This is a genomic window from Azospirillum sp. TSH64, from assembly GCF_003116035.1.
Lineage (GTDB): Bacteria > Pseudomonadota > Alphaproteobacteria > Azospirillales > Azospirillaceae > Azospirillum.
The window spans coordinates 5830191-5850329 of record NZ_LGQW01000015.1; the positions used below are offsets into that span (position 1 = coordinate 5830191).

Genomic DNA, 20139 nt, shown 5'->3' on the forward strand with positions numbered 1-20139 from the left:
AGCACTGCCGCTCAACTCTCATTGGGCGTATTTCAGGCGCAGCGGCCCTCAGCGTGCCTCGGGCGCATAGCCCTTGACGAACAGATCGACGGCGGCATCGACGAATCGCTCCAGATCCGCGTCGCTCGGCCGTTCGCTCAGGCAAAGCAGCAGCTTCATGTGCATGTTGGCCTTCAGCAGACCGAAGAACTGGTGGGTGGCGAGGTCGCAGTCGGTGATCGCCAGCTCGCCCCTTTCCACCATATGGGCCATGAACTGGTGCGCGCGCTGGAAGGTTTCGGCAGGGCCGCTGTCGTAGAAGGCCTGGGCAAGCTGGGGCTGGCGCAGAACCTCGCCCAGCACCATCCGGTACAGGCCCAGCGCCTTGGGCGAAGCGATGAAGCGGACGAAGGTCTTGCCGATCAGACGCAGCCCGTCGGCCGCCGGCAGGCGCATCGCATCGTCCCAGATGCCGGCCATGACGGAGTTCGCGCATTCGCAGGCGACCATCGCCCGGAACAGCTCCTCCTTGCTGCCGAAATGGGCGTACAGGGTCGCCTTGGAAACGTTCGCCTTCTTGGCGACCGCGTCCATGCTGACGGCGCTGTAGCCATGTTCCAGGAACAGGGTGCCGGCCGCGTCCATGATCTGGGCCGGCTTCGATCCTGCTTCGGGAGTGGGGGCAACCAAGGTGGTCATGCGCGCCTCGCCTGAGTCCATGTGCTTGGCCCCTACCGCGTTCCGCATCGCCCGACAAGCCCCCTGACACCAATTGCCAAAAACTAAACCGTTCAGTTCGGTCTTGACAACAGATAGGCCGTCCGCCATCTTCCGGCAAGACTAAACTGAACGGTTCAGTTTCTTTTCCGTGACGGCGCCGGCAAGAGCGCATCGGCGGAATCCTGACCGGACCGCGGTGGATTGGGGATAGAGACAATGGCGAATGGCGTGCGGAAGATCGTGCTGTCGGGCGTTGCGCTGGCCGTGCTGGCAGGTGGCGCCGTCGCCGGCGAACGGTGGTGGACGGAAGGCCGGTTCATGGAATCGACCGACAATGCCTATGTGCAGAGCGACATCACCGTCGTCAGCCCGAAGATCTCCGCCTATGTCCGCGATGTGAAGGTCGCCGAGAACCAGCTCGTGAGGACCGGCGACGTGCTGGCGATCCTCGACGACCAGGATTTCCGCGCCAAGGTGGCGGAGTCCGAGGCCGCGGTGACCGCGCAGAAAGCGGCGCTCGGTACGCTGGACAGCAAGCTGGAACTTCAGCGCACGGTGATCGACCAGGCCGCCGCCACGCTGGCGAGCGCCGAGGCCGAACAGCGCCGCGCCCAGCAGGACTATGAGCGCAACCGCTCGCTGGCCAGCGACAGCTGGACCAGCCGCCAGAAGCTGGAAACCGCCGACGCCGACCTGCGCAAGGCGGTGGCCCAGGTGGCGAAGGCGCGGGCGGCGCTGGCCTCGGAGAACGAGCAGGTCAACGTCCTGCACGCCACCCGGACCGAGACGGAAGCCCATCTGGCCCAGTCGCAGGCCACCCTGCAGACGGCGCGCAACGATCTGGACAACACCGTGATCCGCGCGCCGGTCGACGGCGTGATCGGCAACCGCGGCGTCCAGGTCGGCCAGTATGCCCGGCCGGGCGTGCAGATGCTGTCGCTGGTGCCGCTGCCCGACGTCTATGTGGTCGCCAACTTCAAGGAGACCCAGCTGTCGCGCATGCGCCCCGGCCAGCATGTCAGCGTCTCCGTCGACGCCTTCCCGGACCGCCATCTGATCGGCACGGTGGAGAGCTTCGCCCCGGCCTCGGGGTCCAAGTTCTCGCTGCTGCCGCCGGAGAATGCGACCGGCAACTTCACCAAGATCGTGCAGCGCGTTCCGGTCCGCATCGCCCTGCCGCGCGACAACGCGCTGGCCGGCCTGCTGCGCCCCGGCCTGTCCGTGGTGGCGGAGGTCGACACCCGCGGTGCCGACAGCCAGCCGCACCTGGCCAGCGGCGGCGTCTTCGGCGCGCTGACCGACAAGCAGGCGGTGGCCGCCAAGTAAGCGGCCACGGCTCCGGCGGGGACGCCGCTCCTCCTCCCCCTTCGGGGCGGCGTCCCTGTCCGCAATTCAAGTCGATAGATCCAGCCAGCATATCGGCCGAAGTCGGCCCTGGGGCCACCCCCGGGGCGGCAGTCGTTCGGCCGCGACGGAAGGCAGCGGTTCCATGGCGACACCGGCCCAGGGCATGCGCCCCCTCACTTCCCGCGACATCGCCGGCTTCTTCGCGATGGTCGTCGGCATGTTCATGGCGATCCTGGACATCCAGATCGTCTCCAGCTCGCTGTCGGAAATCCAGGCCGGCCTTGCCGCCAGCGCCGACGAGATTTCGTGGGTGCAGACCTCCTACCTGATCGCGGAGGTCGTGATGATCCCGCTGTCGGGCATCCTGTCGCGCATCATGTCGACCCGCATTCTGTTCACCCTGGCAGCCGCCGGCTTCACCGTGACCAGCGTCGCCTGCGCGTTTGCCGGCGGCATCGAATCGATGATCGTCTGGCGGGCGTTGCAGGGCTTCATCGGCGGCGCGATGATCCCGACGGTGTTCGCCACCAGCTTCATGATCTTCCCGCCGGAAAAGCGCGCCGGCGTCACGGTCATGATGGGGCTGGTCGCCACCATGGCGCCGACCATCGGCCCGACGCTGGGCGGTTATCTGACCCAGCACCTGTCCTGGCACTGGCTGTTCCTGGCCAACGTCATCCCCGGCATCCTGGTGACCTCGCTGGTCTGGTTCCTGGTCGATGTCGACCGGCCGAATCCGGAACTGCGCAAGGGTTTCGACTTCCTGGGGCTGGGGCTGATGGCCGCCTTCCTGGGCTGCCTGGAATATGTGGTGGAGGAGGGGCCGCGCAACGACTGGTTCGACGATGAGACGATCCTCGCGTTGGCGGTGGTGGCCGCCGTCGCCGCCGCCGGCTTCTTCTGGCGGGTGCTGTCCTACCGCAATCCCATCGTGGAACTGCGCGCCTTCGCCGACCGCAACTTCGCCATCGGCTCGCTCTACAGCTTCATCCTCGGCATCGGTCTCTACGGGTCGGTCTATCTGCAGCCGCTGTTCCTCGCCCGCGTGCGCGGCTTCAACAGTTTGCAGATCGGCGAGATCATGTTCGTGACCGGCATCTTCCAGTTCATGTCGGCGCCCATCGCCGGCGCCCTGTCGAAGCGGATGGACCTGCGCGCCATGCTGGCGCTGGGGTTGATCCTGTTCGGCACCGGCGTCTGGCTGAACAGCCACTTCACCGCCGACACCGGCTTCTGGGAGCTGTTCCTTCCGCAGGCGGTGCGCGGCATGTCGCTGATGCTGTGCTTCATCCCGATCAACAGCGTGGCGCTGGGCACCCTGCCGCCGGACAAGCTGAAGAACGCGTCGGGCCTCTACAACCTGATGCGCAACCTGGGCGGCGCCATCGGATTGGCGGCGATCAACACCGTGCTCACCGACCGCAACGCGCTGCACCTGAACCGGCTCGGCGACAATATGAACCTCGCCCGGCCGGAGGTGCAGCAGATGGTCGACAGCCTCAGCCAGCGCTTCGACGGGCTGGTGGCCGATCCGACCGCCGCCGCGATGTCCCGTCTGGTCGGGCTGGTCCAGCGCGAGGCGTTGATCCTGACCTTCAACGATGCCATGCTGTTGATGTCGGCGGTGTTCTTCGGCGCGCTGCTGTTCATGCCGCTGGTGCGCCGTCCGGGCGGTCCGGTCAAGGCGGACCATTGAGCATGGGATAGGTTGCCGCCCGTGGGTTGTGCTATAGCTTGACCGAGCGTCCGAACGCCCGCCGGAACATCTGCACAGAACCCCGCCGAGTCCCATGAGCAAGCGCCAATACACCCGAACCGAGGTCAAGGAACTGCTGGGCGCGCTGGAGCGCCAGTGCCGCGAGGCCTCGAAGCTGGCCCAGCTGGCCGAGCATGAGGCCAGCAAGCACAGCTTCGGCGCCTACCGCGATTTCCGCGACAAGGTGGGCGAGTTCCAGGCGCTGGTCATCCTGATCGAACAGCGCCTGCGCAATCTGGTCGATGCGCGTTCCGACGATCTGCGCGACCAGTTCGAGAAGCTGGACATGGTGATGCTGGCCCTTCTGGTGCGGGCCAGCATGCGCTTCTTCTTCGTGCTGTCGGCCAACCCGATCCTGCCGATGGGGGCCCGCGAGATCTTCGTCGCCGAGCTGCGCAGCCTGCACGATGCCGCGGAAAAGCTGAAGCGGCCCAATTATGTCGGCAAGCTCGGCCCGGAACTGGACCGCGACCTGGAGACCGCGTCGCTGATCCTGGAAGAGATCATCGACAAGGCGCCGAGCCTGCTGAACTTCCGGGGAGCGCCGGTCAGCGGGGAGTAGGGGGCTCCGGCGTCCGAAGCCCCCGGCACCTCACTTCGCCAGGAACTGCGCGATGGTGTCGCCCGCCTTGCCGATGTTCACCACGCCGTCGAGATGGCCGAGCGTCGAGGTGATCGACTCGGTGTACTCCACCGGGTTCCCCTGCTTCTCCAGCCGGTCCTTCAGCGGGCGCATGTTGCGGTCGGGCGGGAAGACGAGGTCGTCGGCCGACGGGATCAGCAGGACCGGGGCCTTGATCTTCGCCAGGCCATCCTCCAGCGAGGCGCCGTTGCCGGTGACGAAGGTCTGGTTGGCCTTCACCAGATAGAGGAAATGGTTGGCGTCGCTGACCGCGGCGCGGCCGGACGCCGCCTTCTCCAGCCAGGCTTCGATGGCATACTGGTTGCCCATCGCGGCCTTCGGATCCTTGCCGTCCTCCGCCCATTTGCGGCCGAAGGCGGCGTCTGCCCATTTCCAGTGGCGGGCGTGCAGGGTGACCAGCTTCAGCGCCTCGGTCAGGCCGGCCTTCGGCTCCGCCTTGCCGTAATAGTCGCCGTTGTTCCAGTTGGGGTCGAGCTTGATCGGCGCCGCCCACAGGTTCAGCCAGCCGATCAGGAAGGGGTCGGCCTCCGGACCGCCGATGGCGGCGATGACGCGCTTGACCATCTCAGGATGGTCGGCCCCCCATTCAAAGGCCTGGAGCGACCCCATCGAGCCGCCCATCACCGCTTGCAGGGTCTTGATGCCCAGGCTGTCCACCAGCGCCTTCTGGACATTGACGAAGTCCTGGATGGTGACGATGGGGAAGCTCATGCCATAGGGCTTGCCGGTGTCCGGGTTGATGCTGGCCGGGCCGGTGGTGACGACGTTGGGATCCTTGGGCGACAGGTTCACCAGCGTGTCGGAGGCGATGATGAAGTATTTGTCGGTATCCAGCGGCTTGCCGGGACCGATGATGCTGTCCCAATAGCCGGGAGCGGCATCATCGGCCTTGTATTTCCCGGCGGCATGGCTGTTGCCGCTAAAGAAATGGGTGATGAGGATGACGTTGTCCTTGGCGTCGTTCAGCTTGCCGTAGCTTTCCCAGCCGATGCGGACATTCTTGATAGTCCCGCCACCGGTGGTGGTGTAGGACGGCATCTCGAAGACCTTCTTCTCGACGATGGCGTCGAGTGCCAGAGCGGGCAGGGCGCCGAACAGGCACGCCGCCATGGCGAGGCCGCCGATGCAGCCTGACCGGATGGAACCGCGGACAACCCCACGCATGTGCATCCCCCCTCGAAGTGTTAGCTGGAGGGGGAGTCTACGCATAAGGTCGGGCCTGTCCAGACGCCTTCGCTGACGCTTACGGTCAGGGGCTGCCTTTAGCGGAGGCGCACGGCGGTGCCGTTGACCGACACCATCAGCATGCCGTTCTCCTTGCCCAGCACCTCGTAATCGACGTCCACGCCGACCACGGCATCGGCGCCCAGGGCGCGGGCCGAGTCCTGCAGGTCGGCGAAGGCCGCCTCGCGCGCCTCGCGCAGGGCCGCCTGATAACCGCCGGCCCGGCCGCCGACGATGTCGCGCACGGAGGAGAACAGGTCGCGGAACACGTTGACGCCCATGATCGCCTCGCCGGCGACGATGCCGAGATACTCGGTGATCTGGCGGCCTTCGATGGAATCGGTGCTGGTGACGATCACGGTCGCAACTCCTTCTGTTGGCTTCGATGCCGCACAGATGGGGCCGCCACGGCGGAGTCCAAGGCGGCACTGCGAAATCGCAGCGGGTTTGAGTCCATCGCGCCTTCCCCCATCCGGTCGCGACCGTGTAGGACAGGGTGGGGGACTGCCGAGGGGGAGAGCGATGGACGACACGCGGCGAGCCATCCTGCGCTGGATGACCGGCGTCATGGAGGCGAAGGACTGGAGCGCCGGCGGCTGGGCCCGGCTGGCCGGCGTCACCGCCACCAACCTGACCCGCTTCCTGCGCGATCCGGCGATGGGCAGCGTGCCCAGCGCCGACACGCTGGCCCGTCTGGCCCGCGTCGCCGGGTCGGAGCCGCGCTTCCTCGACGACCATGCCTATGCGCCGGTCACCCGCGTGCCGGTGCTGACGCTGGAACAGGCGCACCTCTTCCTCGACCTCGGCCGCAGGGCGGGGGAGGCGTTCCTGGCCGGAGCGCTGAAGGAGGGGGCGGCATCGGTCGCCATGGACGGACACACCTCCCGCCGGGCCTTCGCGCTGCGCATCCTGTCCAAGAGCCTGGACGCCGCCGGCGTGCTGCCGCGCGACTGCGTGGTGCTGGAACCGCTGGACGTGCTGACGCCGCAGGCGGGCGACGTGGTGGTGACGGTCGGCGAGGGCACCATCTGCGGATACCGCTTCTTCCCGCCCCACCTGATGCCGGTGTCGACCGATCCCGATTGCCACCCCACCGCCTTCGACCGTGCCCATGTCGCCGGAGTCGCCGTTCACGTGGTGCGAGCGCTTCGCATGTAAAAGCCAGTGGCGGACAGAGTCGCGGTGCGTGTTCCCATCCGCCGCGACTCGCAAAAACGGCCAGCTCTACTCCGTCCGTTTTGACTTGTGACGACTCTCGTCAGGACACACCAAATATAGCGTGTTTTCAGGTCTTTGATCTGGTCTATGGCTAAGCCATAGGTTCATGTTTTGTTCTTGAAAGCTGCGTGTTCGCATCCCATATTCGGAGTCCGGTGAGGCGAGCCAAAACACATGCTGCGAAGTCGCAGCAAAGGCCGCGCTTCAAAGCCGGAAAGGCGGCCTGGAAGGGCCCGAAACCGGGAAAAGCGGGACAGCATGGCGATCACTCAGGCACAGCGGGACTTGCGGGCGGGGCGGATCGGGTCGTCGGATGCGACGCGCGTGATGGCCGGTGACTGGCTGTCGCTGTGGCGCGAGAAGACCGGACGGGTCGAGCCTGAAAATCTTGATCTCGTCGCCGCCGTGCAGATCGGAATCGCGACCGAGCATCTGCACCCGCGCTTCGTCACCCATGCCACCGGCCGCGCCTGCGTTGCGGCACCCGATACCTACCGACACGCCGAGCATGACTGGATGGTCGCCCATCCCGACTTCCTGACCGGCAGCGTGGCGGACGGTCCGCTCGACATCATCGTGGAGGCGAAGTTCAACAGCGGCTTCCAAAGCGATGCCGATCTCGCCCGCCGCTATCACTGGCAGGTCCAGCACCAGCTGGAGGTGGTCGGTCTGGACCGTGCGCTGCTGTCGATCCTGCGCCCCACCGGCCACAGCCTGGTGACGGTGGAGCGGCGGCCGGACGATGTCGAGCGGCTGGTCGAGACGCTGGAAGCCTTCTGGTGGCACGTCGTCAACGACGTCGAGCCGTCGGACCCGATGCCGATGGACGGCCCGTCCTATGAAGCTGGCCGCGTCTTCGACATGGGGCGGCACAACCGCTTCCGCGCGCTGGCCGACCGGCTGGTCGCCAACCGGTCGGCGGCGCTTGAAGTGAAGGAGGCCGAGGCCGCCCTCAAGTCGCTGATGCCCGACGATGCCCGCATCGCGTTCGTCGCCACCGGTCAGGCCGGTGGACTCTATCTCGCGCGCGACCGTGAGGGCCGGCTCAGCCTGCGCTATGGCGCACCGCCGCGCCGGGCTCTGGCGGACGCGCAATCCTGGGTGCCCTCCGCTGACCCGAACGGGGTGGAATTCAGCCTGGAAGCAGCGCTGACCGCCGGCTGGGGTGAGGGGAGAGCCGAAACGTTTGGACAAGAAGGACCCAAGTCATGGGACGCATGAGCAAGACCGACCACGTCGTTGCCGATACAGAAAACGCCGAATCCAGCGTAGCCGAGTCCAACGTGACGGAGACCGTTCCAGCAGAGCCGAAGTCCGGCAGCAGCCGCGGCTCGCAGGGGTCCAGGGGCTCCGCCGGCGGCAGCCGGGCGGAGGAGCCGCCGCGCATCGACACCATGTTCCTGTGGAACCGGCTGAAGCGCACCGATCCGAAGGCGACCAAGCCCTTCACCCGTGCCGGCGGCTTCCGCGGTACGCAGATCGACCCGACATGGCGCTTCCAGATGATGACCGAGGTGTTCGGCCCGATCGGCAAGGGCTGGGGGTATGAGCAGGTCGACTGGACCATTGCGGAACGGATGATCTTCATCTGCGCCCGCGTCTGGTACGTCGACCCGGAGACGAAGGAGAAGTGCTTCACCGGCCCGCAGTGGGGTGGGACCGAGATGGTCCGCCGCCGCAACGGCATGGAGATGCCGGACGACGAGTGCTTCAAGATGTCGATGACCGACGCGGTCGGCAAATGCCTGCTGCAGATCGGTCTGGCCGCCGACGTCTATATGGGCCAGTTCGACGACAGCAAGTACCGGGAGGAGTCGGAGGCCTTCTATGCCGCCAAGTCCAACCCGGATCTGCAACCCGCCGCCGTCGAAGCCTTCGAGGCGGAGGTGAAGCGCCGGTTGGGGGCCTGCCTGGACCTCGATGACCTGGAAGAGGTCTGGCGGTCGGGCGTCGGCACCCGCCTGCGCGAGATCGGCGCCGTGGACCGCGCCGCCCAGCACCGCATCACCGGCCTGTTCGCCCAGAAGAAGGCCGAGATTCTGAAGCGCGAGGAAGAGGACGGGCGGGAAGCCGCCTGACGGAAGGCCATGACCCAGACCACTCCCAGGACGACTCAGAGCACCGGCGACCGGTCGCCCAGCGGTCTATTCCGCATGAGCGCTTGGGAAGGCGAGTTCGAACGTGCCAACGCGCAGCTGCCGCGCTGGTACTGGAATCGTGACCAGCGCCGCCGCCACTACGCCCGCTGGGTGGAGGCGGAGGCCGAAACGCTGGCGATGCGGCTGTCGGGACTGCTGCGGTCCGACACGCCGGCGGAAACCTCAGGTGCGGCCCGCATCCTTGTCGACTCGCTGTCGCGTGACATCGACTGGGCTCGACGGTTGGAAGATTCTGAATCGGAAGACGGCAAGTTCGCTCACGCCGCCTGACCGCAGGCGGCATCAAGGGAAGGATATCATCCCATGACGATAGAAGAGGTCCAGGCGCGTCTGCGCGCCGCTCAAGCCCATCTTGGGCGTGAGGGCCGCTTCGCCCTCACCCTCAGCCTGGACGGGCGCGAGGAATGCTACATCACCCATTGGTTCCGCCCCGAACCGCATGCTTTCGAGGACTGCCGTGCGGTCGGCTCCGGAACCCTCAGCGAATGCCTGGACGCGCTCGACCGCTATGTGGCGGTGAACCGGCTGCGCGACGAGGCGCCGATGCTGATGGCGGCCGAATGACATCCCCGTAACGGCCAAGCCATCGGCCTTCGTCCCCTCGTTCCCCCCGCGGACGAGGGGACTTTTTTGTCCGCCATTCGCGGGCTGCCGCGGTTGTGCTATCGTCGCCACCTTCAAGCGGAAGGGGAGCGATATGGATCCCGCACTTGCCTTCGTCAGCATCGCCGGGGCCATAGCGGTCGGCGCCGCCAGTCCGGGGCCGAGCTTCGTGCTGGTCGCCCGCACCTCCATCGCCGTGTCCCGCCGGGCCGGTCTGGCCACAGCACTCGGCATGGGGATCGGCGGCGTGTTCTTCGCGTCTCTGGCGCTGCTTGGGCTGCATGCATTGCTGTCGCAGGTCGGCTGGCTCTATGCGGTGCTGAAGCTCGTGGGCGGTGCCTATCTGCTGTACCTCGCAGTCCGCATCTGGCGCGGTGCCGCGGCGCCGCTCGTGGTGGCGCAGGAGGGGCAGACAGCACCCGCCGGGCTGATGCGGCCGATGCTGTTCGGTCTGCTGACGCAATTGAGCAACCCGAAGACGGCGCTGGTCTATGGCAGCATCTTCGCAGCACTGATGCCGGCCGAACCGCCGGTCTGGCTGTCCGTCCTGCTGCCGCCGGCGATCTTCCTGATCGAAGCCGGCTGGTACGCCATCGTCGCCACGGTATTCTCAGCCGGCCGGCCGCGCGCCGCCTACCTGCGGTCCAAGCGCTGGGTCGACCGGCTCGCCGCTGCCGCCATCGGTGGACTGGGCGTCCGCCTGATGGCGGACGCTCTGCCCTCTCCCTGACCCTTACTTCTTCTTGCCCGACTGCGCCCGGGCGAACGCCTCGGCGAAAGCGCTGTTGACCGGCTCCGGCGCCTTGGCCGGCTTCGGCGCAGCTTTGGCTGCCGGGGCCGCCGGGCGGCGATCCTGCTGCTGCGGCGGACGGCCCGGTCCCCGCTCGTCACGGCGCTGCTCCTCCCGGCGGGCCGGACGCGGCGCTTCCTCGCCCATGCGCATGGTCAGCGCGATGCGCTTGCGGGGAATGTCGACCTCCAGAACCTTCACCTTCACCACGTCGCCGGCCTTCACCACCGTGTGAGGGTCCTTCACGAAGCTGTTGGCAAGCTGGGAGATGTGCACCAGCCCGTCCTGGTGGACGCCGATGTCGACGAAGGCGCCGAAGGCGGTGACGTTGGTGACGACGCCCTCCAGCATCATGCCGGGCTGGAGGTGTTTCAGTTCCTCCACGCCTTCCTTGAAGGTGGCGGTCTTGAACTCCGGACGGGGGTCGCGGCCGGGCTTCTCCAGCTCCTTGATGATGTCCTCGATGGTCGGCAAGCCGAAGCGCTCGTCGGTGAACTCCTCGGCATTCAGCCCGCGCAGGAAACGGGCGTCGCCGATGACGCTGCCGAGATCGCGGCCGGTCGTCTTCACGATGCGCTGGACCACGGGATAGGCTTCCGGATGGACGGAGGAGCCGTCGAGCGGGTTCTCGCCGTCGCGGATGCGCAGGAAGCCGGCGGCCTGCTCGAAGGTCTTCGGCCCCAGCCGCGCCACGTCGAGCAGCTGCTTGCGCGAACGGAAGGCGCCGTTGCGGTCGCGATGCTCGACGATGTTGCGGGCGATGGTCTCGTTCAGGCCCGACACGCGGGTCAGCAGCGGGATCGAGGCGGTGTTCAGATCGACGCCGACGGCGTTCACGCAATCCTCGACCACCGCGTCCAGCGACCGCGCCAACTTGCCGCCGGCGACGTCATGCTGGTACTGGCCGACGCCGATGGATTTCGGCTCGATCTTCACCAGTTCCGCCAGCGGGTCCTGCAGGCGGCGGGCGATGGACACCGCGCCGCGCAGGCTGACGTCGAGGGTGGGGAACTCGTGCGCCGCGGTTTCGGAGGCGGAATAGACCGAAGCGCCGGCCTCGCTGACCACCAGCTTGGTCAGGGACAGCTCGGGGTGACGCTTCATCAGGTCGGCGGCCAGCTTGTCGGTCTCGCGCGACGCGGTGCCGTTGCCGATGGAGATCAGTTCCGCCTTGTGCCGGGCCGCCAGCGCCGCCAGCACGGCGAGGGAGCCGTCCCAGTCGTTGCGCGGCGGGTGCGGATAGATGGTGGTCGTTTCCACCAGCTTGCCGGTGGCATCGACCACCGCCACCTTGACGCCGGTGCGGATGCCGGGGTCGAGCCCGATGGTGACGCGCTGACCGGCCGGGGCCGCCAGGAGCAGGTCGTGCAGGTTGCGGGCGAAGACGCGGATCGCCTCGTCCTCGGCACGTTCGCGCAAGGATCCCATCAGGTCGGTCTCGATGTGCGGGCCGATCTTCAGTTTCCAGGTCCAGCGCACCACATCGGACAGCCACTTGTCGGCCGGGCGGCCCTGGTCGCGGATGCCGGTGTGGACGGCGATGGTGCCCTCCGCCGGGTGGGGCTGGCCCTCTTCGACCGGCAGATCCAGGCGGATGTCGAGCACCCCCTGCGCCCGGCCGCGGAACAGCGCCAGCGCGCGGTGCGACGGCAGCTTCGACCAGTTCTCCGAGAAGTCGAAATAATCGGAGAACTTGGCGCCCTCCGCCTTCTTCTCCTCGATCACCTTGGAGGTGACGACACCCTTGTCCGCCATGGCGGTGCGCAGGCGGCCGACCAGTTCGGCATCCTCGCCGAAGCGTTCGACCAGGATATGGCGGGCGCCGTCCAGCGCCGCCTTGACGTCGGCGACACCCTTGTCGGCGCTGACGAAGGCGGCGGCCTCCGTGTCCGGCTGCTTCTTCGGATCGGCCAGCAGCGCGTCGGCCAGCGGCTCCAGCCCGGCCTCGCGGGCGATCTGGGCCTTGGTGCGGCGCTTCTGCTTGTAGGGGAGGTAGAGGTCCTCAAGCCGGGTCTTGGTGTCGGCTTGGCGGATCTGGCGCTCCAGCTCCGGCGTCAGCTTGCCCTGTTCCTGGATGGTGGACAGGATGCTGGCGCGGCGGTCCTCCAGCTCGCGCAGGTAGCCCAGCCGCTCCTCCAGGGTGCGGAGCTGGGTATCGTCCAGACCGCCGGTCGCCTCCTTGCGGTAGCGCGCGATGAAGGGGACGGTCGATCCCTCGTCGAGCATGGCTATGGCGGAAGCGACCTGGGACTCGCGGACCGACAGTTCGTCGGCGATGCGCTGGCTGATGGACAGCATGAGGCAGGGATCCTGCGGACTGGTGACGAAACAATGGGCGTCTGTCATAGCGCGTCGGCACCGGGTGACGCCACCCCGGCCTTTCGGCAGAGGGGTGTGACAGAGGAGGGGCAGGGCGCATCAAACTTCAGCGAAACCATTCGCCGGGGAATTTCGCAAATAAGCGGTAGGGGCTGATTTCCTCCAGCCATTCATCGGCCGTTAACCATATTGGCCTATATCTTTGCGTGCAACTTGGTTGCGTTTCCTCCCGAACCAACTCCGGGCGGCCCGACGGCGATACCGTCTGGCCGCCTTTTCTTTTTTGGCCGTCCGGTTCGTTTCCGGACAAAGGAAAAAAGGGCCGGGACGGACATGCCGCCCCGGCCCGACCCCGGATGTGTCTGCCGCCGGTCGAAACCGAAAGGATCAGGGAAGGCGGCTTTCAGCCAAACGCAGGCGGCCTTCGGGGGAGAGACGGGAAAGGGTATCGACGACGCGCGCCTCGACCTCGCTTCGCACGGCGGCGTCTTTGGCGTGGACGCTGTCGAACATCGCCTTGACGCCGGCCGCATCGAAGGGCTGTGCCATCAGGGCGGTGCGCAGACGGGGGGTGAACTCGTCCCGGCTGACATGCATGCGGACGAACAGCGGGCGGGCGTCGTCCAGCGCCTTGCGCAGGATCGCGGCATCGGCCGGCGACAAGCCTTGCGACACCTCGTCGACGAAGCGTTCCAGCATCCGGTCCGGCCCGCCGGGCGGCGGGGGCGGGCGGAAGCTGTGGGCGACGACGAAGCCGCCGGCCAGCATGTTGAGCGCAAGGGACCCGACCAGGAGGAACCAGGGCCAGCGGCGCCGGATCGACGGCGTCATCGCGTGTCTCCCAGATAGCTGACGATCATCACGCCGGACAGGCCGGGCGTGCTCGCCTTTTCAAAGGAAATCAGGCCCTGGCTGTAGCTGAGGAAGCCGACCAGCGCCATGCCGGCCAGGAATCCGGCCAGCGGGGCAGGGCGGAAGGGCGGCCGCGACAGGAACCACGGCACGAATTCGGGAACGACCCGCTGCGCCAGACAGTCGGCGATGCGGTCGAAGACCTCGGCCTCGCGCCGGGACGAGACCAGCGGGACCGAAGCGGCATCGAGCAGCGCGTCGGTGACGGCGGCATCGGCCAGCAGGTCGCGGGCTTCGGCGCTGTCGTCCAGAAGGGCCAGGGCATCGACCCGGGCGGAACGCGGCCAGCGGTCCAGATCGGCGCCGTAAGCCTCGGTGTGGCGTTTGAACTCTTTGAGCGTCATGACCGTGCACCGTCCTTCTGACGGATCAGGGGTTGAAGCCGGGCCCGCACGACGCGGCGCGCCCGGACCAGCAGACTTTCCATAGCCGAAACAGACACCTGCAGTATTTCCGATGCTTCAGCGCACGTCATCTCCTCATGGTAGCAGAGGCTGAGCGCCGCCCGCTGCCGCTCGGGAAGGGCGGCGATCGCGGCATCCACCGCAGCACCGATGCGGATGCCGTCGATCACCGTCTCGGCGCTCCAGGCCGGGTCGATGATCTCGTCGGCGGCATCCAGGGGGGCGAAGCTGCGCCGCCGCTTGTAGTCGATGGCACGGTTCACCACGATCCTGTACAGCCAGGTCGTGAAGCGGGTTCCGTCGCCGCGCCAGCGGTCGGCGTTGGCCCAGATCTGCAGGAAGGCGTCCTGCGCGACCTCCTCGGCGTCGGCGGCGTTCCCGACAACCCGTTGGGCCAAGGCGATGCTGCGGCGCAGATGTCGGCGCGTGAGCGTTCCAAACGCTTTGCGGTCACCGGCCGCGGCGTCCGCCATCAACGCCTCGTCCGTCACCGTTTCCTCGGTAGGCTTCACGCCGTCGTCCGCCCGCTCCCGGTTGCTGTCAGGCTTTTATACGCCGCCGGGGCCGGAAGTCCTGCGCGGCGGCAGGCAATTTTCCCATAGGGGATTTCCCTGAGAAGCGGCACTGCCCAGTGTATAATTTCCATAAGAATCCTTATGTGTCTTTTGTATATGTTCGCGGGACCGCCCTCTCCCGGCGCGCTGCGCGGCTGGCATCGCTGCCCGCCCGACGGGAACTCCCATCGGGAACTCCGATGCGGCCTGCCGGTTGTTCCAAGCATGAGCGTGGCGTCACCGGACATCGGCGGCGCCACCAAAGACGCCATTGAAGGACGACATCATGCTCAAGATTCTCGGCTGGGCCATCCTGATCATCTTCATCATCGGCCTGCTGGTCGTCACCGGCATCCTGAAGTTGATCTTCTGATCCTGCCCGGCCCGCACGGACAACCCGCTGCGGGCCGATGCGGGCTGTGTCGCGCATGCTGCACAGGTCAGGTTGGCGTCCCCGTCCCCGCATCCGATCCTTTGTTGCAGGCAATCATGGAACCGCTGCGGCATGCTTGCTTGCAAGCTATCACAAGCGTACGTTTGGAATATGCTCTTCGGCGTATGATGAAAGAGCGAAAATCTGAAAAATCCAAGAACGATCATACAACGTATCCTATGATAATGAAGCTTAGGGTCTGACAGATTATCCTGTCGCTTCGTTCACCTCCGACGCGGTGCGGGCGGCGAAAGCAGGGTTATAAAGCCGCTGATTATGCTGAATACCGGCGAAGGCCGGCGGGCTACATCAGCGGGCCTGAGTTGAAGACGGGGCCGGCCCAGGAAGGGACCGTCGAACTTGTGACCGAGACGAGCAAAGGACGATTGTGACGCCTGCAACCGGACCGGAACCGTGGCCCCAGACCATGGCGGGCACGCTCGACCTCGACGCCTGCGCGCGCGAACCGATTCACCTCCCCGGCAGCATCCAGCCGCATGGCCATCTGCTGGCGGTGGAGGCGGACAGCCTGCGTCTCGTCTGCGCGAGCGCCGAGGCCGGAGCTGTGCTGAACCGTGCGCCCGCCGACGCCTTCGGTCTGCCGGTCGACCGGCTGATCGACTGCACATCAACGGCGTCGCTGGTCCGTGGACTGCGCAACGCCCCGGCGGAGCCGGTGCAGCTCGAAATCCTCAAGCTGCGCGGCGGCGCCGACCATCAGGCCATCGCCCACCGCTCGGGTGCCGTGGTGATCCTGGAACTGGAGGAACTGCCCGCCACCGGCGCCGGCACGCTTGAGGCGCTGTACCCGCAGATGCGCGAAGGCATCCGGCGCATGCAGGCCGCCCATGATTTCGACGCCCTGCTGGCCAGCACGGCCGAGGAGGTGCGGACGCTGACCGGATTCGACCGCGTGCTGGTCTACCGCTTCGACGAGCAGTGGAACGGCACCGTCATTGCGGAGGACGGCAACGACCGCCTGCCCTCCTACCGCGGCCTGCGCTTCCCGGCCTCCGACATTCCGCAGCAGGCCCGGCGGCTCTATGCGCTGAACCGCCTGCGGCTGATCGCCGATGCCCGCTACCAGCCGGTTCCGATCCTGTCGGCCAGGCGGGATGCGGAGCCGCTGGACCTCAGTTTTTCGGTGCTGCGCAGCGTCTCGCCGGTGCATCTCGAATATATGCGCAACATGGGCACGCCGGCCTCCATGTCGATCTCCGTGATGGACGGCGACAGGTTGTGGGGCCTGATCTCCTGCCACCATGCGGAACCGCGGCAGGTCTCCTTCGCGGTGCGCACCGCCTGTGACCTGCTCGGGCAGGTGCTGTCCAGCCAGATGATCGCGCTGGAGCGGGCGTTGGACGCCGACCACCGCATCCGCTCCAAAAGCACGCAGGCCCGCCTGCTCGCGCACATGGCGGCGGCGGAGAGCTTCATCGACGGGCTGAGCGAGGACCGCGAGGATCTGCTGGGGCTGGTCAACGCCGACGGCGCCGCGATCCTGTTTGACGGAGATTGCCGGCTGATCGGCCGCACCCCGCCGCGGGAAGTGGTCGAGGCCGTCGCCGCCGAGCTGGCCGGACAGGGCATCAAGGATCTGTTCGTCAGCCACCAGCTTCCGGCCGAGATGCCGGCCGCCGCCGGGATGGAGCGGACCGCAAGCGGCCTGTTGGCGATCTCCATCTCACAGCTCCACCCGAGCTATCTTCTATGGTTCCGGCCGGAGATCGTGCAGTCGATCGACTGGGCCGGCGATCCCAAGAAGGCGCGGGACTCCAGCGGCGTGTTGTCGCCGCGCAGTTCCTTTGAAGCGTGGAAGGAGACGGTGCGCGGCCAGTCCCTGCCCTGGCGCCATGGCGAGATCGAGGCGGCCGGCGATTTCCGCAACGCCATCGTCAGCATCGTCTTGCGCAAGGCCGAGGAAATGGCCGCGCTGAACGAGGAGCTGCGCCGCAGCAACGGAGAGCTTGCCGCCTTCTCCTATTCGGTCTCGCATGACCTGCGGGCTCCGTTCCGGCACGTCACCAGCTATGCCGAACTGCTGCGCTCGCGCGCGGGCGACAAGCTGAGCGAGCGGGAGCGCCATTATCTGGACAGCATCATCGAGGCGGCGAGTTCGGCCGGGCGGCTGGTCGACGGGCTGCTGCATTTCTCACAATTGGGCCGGGCCACGCTGGCGCGGGTGGAGGTCGATGTCGGCCAGCTGGTGGACGAGGTGCGGCATTTGCTGGAGCCGGATTTGCAAGGCCGCAACCTGCGCTGGATTGTGCATCCGCTGCCCGGCGTGACCGGCGACCCGACCATGCTGCGGCTGGTGGTGCAGAATCTGCTGTCCAACGCCATCAAATACACCCGCGACCGGACCGAGCCGGAGATCGAGGTCGGGTGCCGCTCCAACGCCGACGCGCACGAGTTCTACGTCCGCGACAATGGCCGTGGATTCGACATGGCCTATGCCGGTAAGCTCTTCGGCGTATTCCAGCGCCTGCACCGCGAGGAAGAGTTTGAAGGCATCGGCATCGGGCTTGCCAATGTCCGCCGCATCGTGGAGCGCCATGGCGGGCGGGTCTGGGCGGAAGGCAGGCTGGATCACGGCGCCACCTTCCATTTCTCCCTGCCGCGGTCCGCCGCCGCCACCGAATCGAGGTAGCCCGATGGCCACGCTGAAACCGATCCTGCTGGTCGAGGACAACCCCAAGGACCTGGAGCTGACGCTGGAGGCGTTCGCCGAGGCGCAGCTCGCCAACGACATCGTCGTCGCCCGCGATGGGGCGGAGGCGCTGTCCTATCTTTTCCATGACGACGGGCAGGCGGTGTCGAAACCGACCGACCCGAAATATCCGGCCGTCATCATCCTCGACATCAAGCTGCCGAAGGTGGACGGGATCGAAGTCTTGCAGCGGATCAAGGCGAACGAAAACACCCGCGCCATCCCCGTGGTCATGCTGACCTCTTCCAAGGAAGAGCAGGATCTCGTCCGCAGCTACCGCCTGGGGGTGAATGCCTTCGTGGTCAAGCCGGTCGGCTTTAAGGAGTTCTTCGACGCGATCCGCGACATCGGCAGCTTCTGGGCGATCCTGAACGAGCCGCCTCCCGGCTGTCTTCCCCGCCGGCCGCGCGGTACCTGATGGGTCAGGTGATCGACGCCGCCGGCAATACCGCGGGTCAGGACCCGCCGGCTCCCTGCCGCGTCCTCCTGCTGGAGGACAGCGGCATGGACGCCGATCTGGTGCGCGAACATCTTCGGATGATCGACGACCATGCGTTCGACGTCCATCGCGTCGAGACGCGGCAGGCCTTCATCGATGCCGTCACCGACGGCGGGCCCTTTGACCTGATCCTGTCCGACTTCGACCTGCCCGATTTCGACGGCATGTCGGCGCTGGCCATCGCGCGCGACCGCCTGCCGCGTGTGCCCTTCATCTTCGTGTCCGGCATGCTGGGCGAGGAGAACGCCATCGAGGCGCTGAAGAAGGGCGCCACCGATTATGTCGTCAAACTGCGGATGGAGCGGCTGCAGGTGGTGGTCCGCCGCGCCCTGATCGAGGCGCGCGACCGCAACGAGCTGGCCGACAAGCGCGCCGCGCTGGCCGAGAGCGAGGCGCGGCTGCGCTTTGCGCTGGAGGCCGGGCGACTTGGTTCGTGGGAACTGACGCTGGCGACCAACCGGCTGCGCGTCTCGTCGATCTGCGCCGCCAACCTCGGTCTGGCCGATCCGGCGGACATTCCCACCTACGAGCGGCTGTTGGAGCATGTCCATCCCGACGACCGCGAGCATCAGAAGACGATGGTCCGGCAGGCGGTGAGCAGCGGTTCGCCGCTCGACATGGAATACCGCACGGTCTGGCCCGACGGCAGCATCCATTGGGTGCAGGTGCGCGGCCGGGCCGTTTATGACAAGGACGGTGCGCCGATCGGGATGGCCGGCGTTTCGCTGAACATCACCGACCGCAAGAAGGCTGAGGAGCGGCAGCTGTTGCTGCTGGAGGAGCTGAACCACCGGGTCAAGAACACGCTGGCGATGGTGCAGTCCATCGCCAAGCAGACCCTGCGTGCCGCCCCGTCGGTGGAAGCCTTCCCTGATGCCTTCCAGTCCCGACTGCGCGCCCTGGCCCAGGCCCACGATCTGCTGACCCGCCGCCATTGGCAGGGCGCCTCGCTGAGCGAGATCGCCGCACTGACGCTGGAGCCCCATGTCCATGCCGGCCGCGTCAAGGTTGGCGGTCCGCCGGTCAACCTGACCACCGGGGTGGCGGTGTCGCTGCACCTCGCCTTTCACGAGCTTGCCACCAACGCCGCGAAATACGGCGCGCTGACGGCGGAAAACGGCCGTGTCGATCTGGATTGGGAGATCGTCAAGCCGGAGCAAACGCCGGTGCGCGATGGCGTGAGCCAATCCTCCGGACAGGCCGGTTCCGGCCAAGGCGGCGGCCGATCCGTCCGTGACGGTGGCGGCGCGCTGGTGCTGCGCTGGCGCGAAAGCGGCGGGCCGCCGGTGGTGCCGCCGACGCGCCGCGGCTTCGGGTCCCGCCTGATCGAGCGCGGCCTGGCGCATGAGTTGGAGGGCGATGTCGCCCTTGCTTTCGAAACCGCCGGCGTGCGATGCCGGCTTGTCATTCCTCTGTCGTCGCGAGTGAGCCCGCAGTGACCGACACTGATCTGTCGAACCTGACCGTCCTGATCGTCGAAGACGAACCGCTGATCGCCATGAGCCTGGAGGACGCCCTGATCGACCAGGGCGTCGCCTGTCTCGGCCCGGCGGGTTCGGTGTCGGCGGCGCTGGACATGATCGAAGCGGGCGGATTCGACATCGCTCTTCTCGATGTCAATCTGCGTGGTGAACGGGTGGACGCGGTGGCCGACCGGCTGGCCGGTGCCGGCATCCCCTTCATCTTCACCACCGGCCATGGGGCCGAGGGCCTGCCCGATGCCCATCGCACCCGGCCGGTGATCGGCAAGCCGTTCCGCGACATCGACATCACCGACGCCCTCGCCCGCCACCGGCCGCGCTGATCCTCTGTCCCGCCGGTTCCGCCACCGGGCGGGACCGGCCCGCACACAAGGCATCGCCATTGGAC

Annotated in this window: 20 protein-coding genes; 13 read left to right on the plus strand and 7 right to left on the minus strand. The window is 67.0% G+C overall.

Features of this window, described 5'->3' with window-relative positions; all coding sequences use genetic code 11:
* Positions 1–48: 48 nt before the first annotated feature.
* Positions 49–678, minus strand: coding sequence for a TetR/AcrR family transcriptional regulator (locus TSH64_RS27905; protein WP_247873183.1), 630 nt, complete (start codon positions 676–678; stop codon positions 49–51).
* Positions 679–915: 237 nt separating this feature from the next.
* Between TSH64_RS27905 and TSH64_RS27910 the strand changes: the two genes are divergently transcribed.
* From TSH64_RS27910 to TSH64_RS27920, 3 genes are all read left to right on the plus strand, one after another.
* Positions 916–2025, plus strand: coding sequence for an HlyD family secretion protein (locus TSH64_RS27910; protein WP_109450078.1), 1110 nt, complete (start codon positions 916–918; stop codon positions 2023–2025).
* A gap of 163 nt (positions 2026–2188) precedes the next feature.
* Entirely contained in the window at positions 2189–3742 is a 1554-nt protein-coding gene (locus TSH64_RS27915) for a DHA2 family efflux MFS transporter permease subunit (protein WP_109450080.1), read from the plus strand.
* Positions 3743–3836: 94 nt separating this feature from the next.
* Positions 3837–4364, plus strand: a complete 528-nt coding sequence (locus tag TSH64_RS27920) for a hypothetical protein (RefSeq protein ID WP_109048318.1) — start codon at positions 3837–3839, stop codon at positions 4362–4364.
* 30 nt (positions 4365–4394) lie between these two features.
* Here the strand turns inward: TSH64_RS27920 and TSH64_RS27925 are convergent, their stop codons facing one another.
* Both TSH64_RS27925 and TSH64_RS27930 read right to left on the minus strand, forming a co-directional pair.
* Complete coding sequence (locus TSH64_RS27925) at positions 4395–5609, minus strand: homoserine O-acetyltransferase (RefSeq protein WP_247873184.1); 1215 nt, start codon at positions 5607–5609, stop codon at positions 4395–4397.
* Between the two features lie 98 nt (positions 5610–5707).
* Entirely contained in the window at positions 5708–6028 is a 321-nt protein-coding gene (locus TSH64_RS27930; RefSeq protein WP_109450084.1) for a heavy metal-binding domain-containing protein, read from the minus strand.
* A 163-nt stretch (positions 6029–6191) separates the two neighbouring features.
* Here TSH64_RS27930 and TSH64_RS27935 point away from each other — a divergent pair, with 163 nt between their 5' ends.
* The 6 genes from TSH64_RS27935 to TSH64_RS27960 all read left to right on the plus strand — a co-directional run bounded on the left by TSH64_RS27935 (position 6192) and on the right by TSH64_RS27960 (position 10379).
* The gene (locus tag TSH64_RS27935) at positions 6192–6827 is read left to right on the plus strand and encodes a hypothetical protein (protein WP_109450086.1); all 636 of its coding nucleotides are present in this window, start codon (positions 6192–6194) and stop codon (positions 6825–6827) included.
* Between the two features lie 318 nt (positions 6828–7145).
* Positions 7146–8108, plus strand: a complete 963-nt coding sequence (locus tag TSH64_RS27940; RefSeq protein ID WP_109450088.1) for a YqaJ viral recombinase family protein — start codon at positions 7146–7148, stop codon at positions 8106–8108.
* Complete coding sequence (locus TSH64_RS27945; protein ID WP_247873185.1) at positions 8096–8965, plus strand: hypothetical protein; 870 nt, start codon at positions 8096–8098, stop codon at positions 8963–8965. Before TSH64_RS27940 ends, TSH64_RS27945 begins: the two co-directional genes overlap by 13 nt.
* 9 nt (positions 8966–8974) lie before the next feature.
* On the plus strand, positions 8975–9316 hold the full coding sequence (locus TSH64_RS27950) for a hypothetical protein (RefSeq protein WP_247873186.1): 342 nt from the start codon (positions 8975–8977) through the stop codon (positions 9314–9316).
* A 33-nt stretch (positions 9317–9349) separates the two neighbouring features.
* The gene (locus TSH64_RS27955; RefSeq protein WP_109450090.1) at positions 9350–9610 is read left to right on the plus strand and encodes a hypothetical protein; all 261 of its coding nucleotides are present in this window, start codon (positions 9350–9352) and stop codon (positions 9608–9610) included.
* Between the two features lie 133 nt (positions 9611–9743).
* Positions 9744–10379 (plus strand): LysE family transporter, encoded by a 636-nt coding sequence (locus tag TSH64_RS27960; protein WP_109450092.1) that lies wholly within the window; start codon positions 9744–9746, stop codon positions 10377–10379.
* Between the two features lie 3 nt (positions 10380–10382).
* On the opposite strand, the gene TSH64_RS27965 is transcribed toward TSH64_RS27960, so the two are convergent.
* The 4 genes from TSH64_RS27965 to TSH64_RS27980 form a co-directional block, all read right to left on the minus strand.
* Complete coding sequence (locus TSH64_RS27965; RefSeq protein WP_109450094.1) at positions 10383–12737, minus strand: Tex family protein; 2355 nt, start codon at positions 12735–12737, stop codon at positions 10383–10385.
* Positions 12738–13145: 408 nt separating this feature from the next.
* On the minus strand, positions 13146–13589 hold the full coding sequence (locus TSH64_RS27970) for a periplasmic heavy metal sensor (RefSeq protein ID WP_109450096.1): 444 nt from the start codon (positions 13587–13589) through the stop codon (positions 13146–13148).
* On the minus strand, positions 13586–14014 hold the full coding sequence (locus tag TSH64_RS27975) for a hypothetical protein (protein ID WP_109450098.1): 429 nt from the start codon (positions 14012–14014) through the stop codon (positions 13586–13588). The genes TSH64_RS27970 and TSH64_RS27975 overlap by 4 nt, the downstream gene beginning before the upstream one ends.
* A complete protein-coding gene (locus tag TSH64_RS27980; protein ID WP_109450100.1) occupies positions 14011–14586 on the minus strand; it encodes a sigma-70 family RNA polymerase sigma factor in 576 nt (191 codons plus the stop codon). Before TSH64_RS27980 ends, TSH64_RS27975 begins: the two co-directional genes overlap by 4 nt.
* Before the next feature lie 863 nt (positions 14587–15449).
* Between TSH64_RS27980 and TSH64_RS27985 the strand changes: the two genes are divergently transcribed.
* Genes TSH64_RS27985 through TSH64_RS28000 form a run of 4 tightly spaced genes read left to right on the plus strand, consistent with a single transcriptional unit; the run spans position 15450 to position 20074 of the window.
* The gene (locus TSH64_RS27985) at positions 15450–17711 is read left to right on the plus strand and encodes an ATP-binding protein (protein ID WP_247873187.1); all 2262 of its coding nucleotides are present in this window, start codon (positions 15450–15452) and stop codon (positions 17709–17711) included.
* Between the two features lie 4 nt (positions 17712–17715).
* A complete protein-coding gene (locus TSH64_RS27990; RefSeq protein WP_109048332.1) occupies positions 17716–18189 on the plus strand; it encodes a response regulator in 474 nt (157 codons plus the stop codon).
* The gene (locus TSH64_RS27995) at positions 18189–19709 is read left to right on the plus strand and encodes an HWE histidine kinase domain-containing protein (protein WP_109450104.1); all 1521 of its coding nucleotides are present in this window, start codon (positions 18189–18191) and stop codon (positions 19707–19709) included. The genes TSH64_RS27990 and TSH64_RS27995 overlap by 1 nt, the downstream gene beginning before the upstream one ends.
* Complete coding sequence (locus TSH64_RS28000) at positions 19706–20074, plus strand: response regulator (RefSeq protein ID WP_247873188.1); 369 nt, start codon at positions 19706–19708, stop codon at positions 20072–20074. Before TSH64_RS27995 ends, TSH64_RS28000 begins: the two co-directional genes overlap by 4 nt.
* Positions 20075–20139 lie beyond the last annotated feature (65 nt).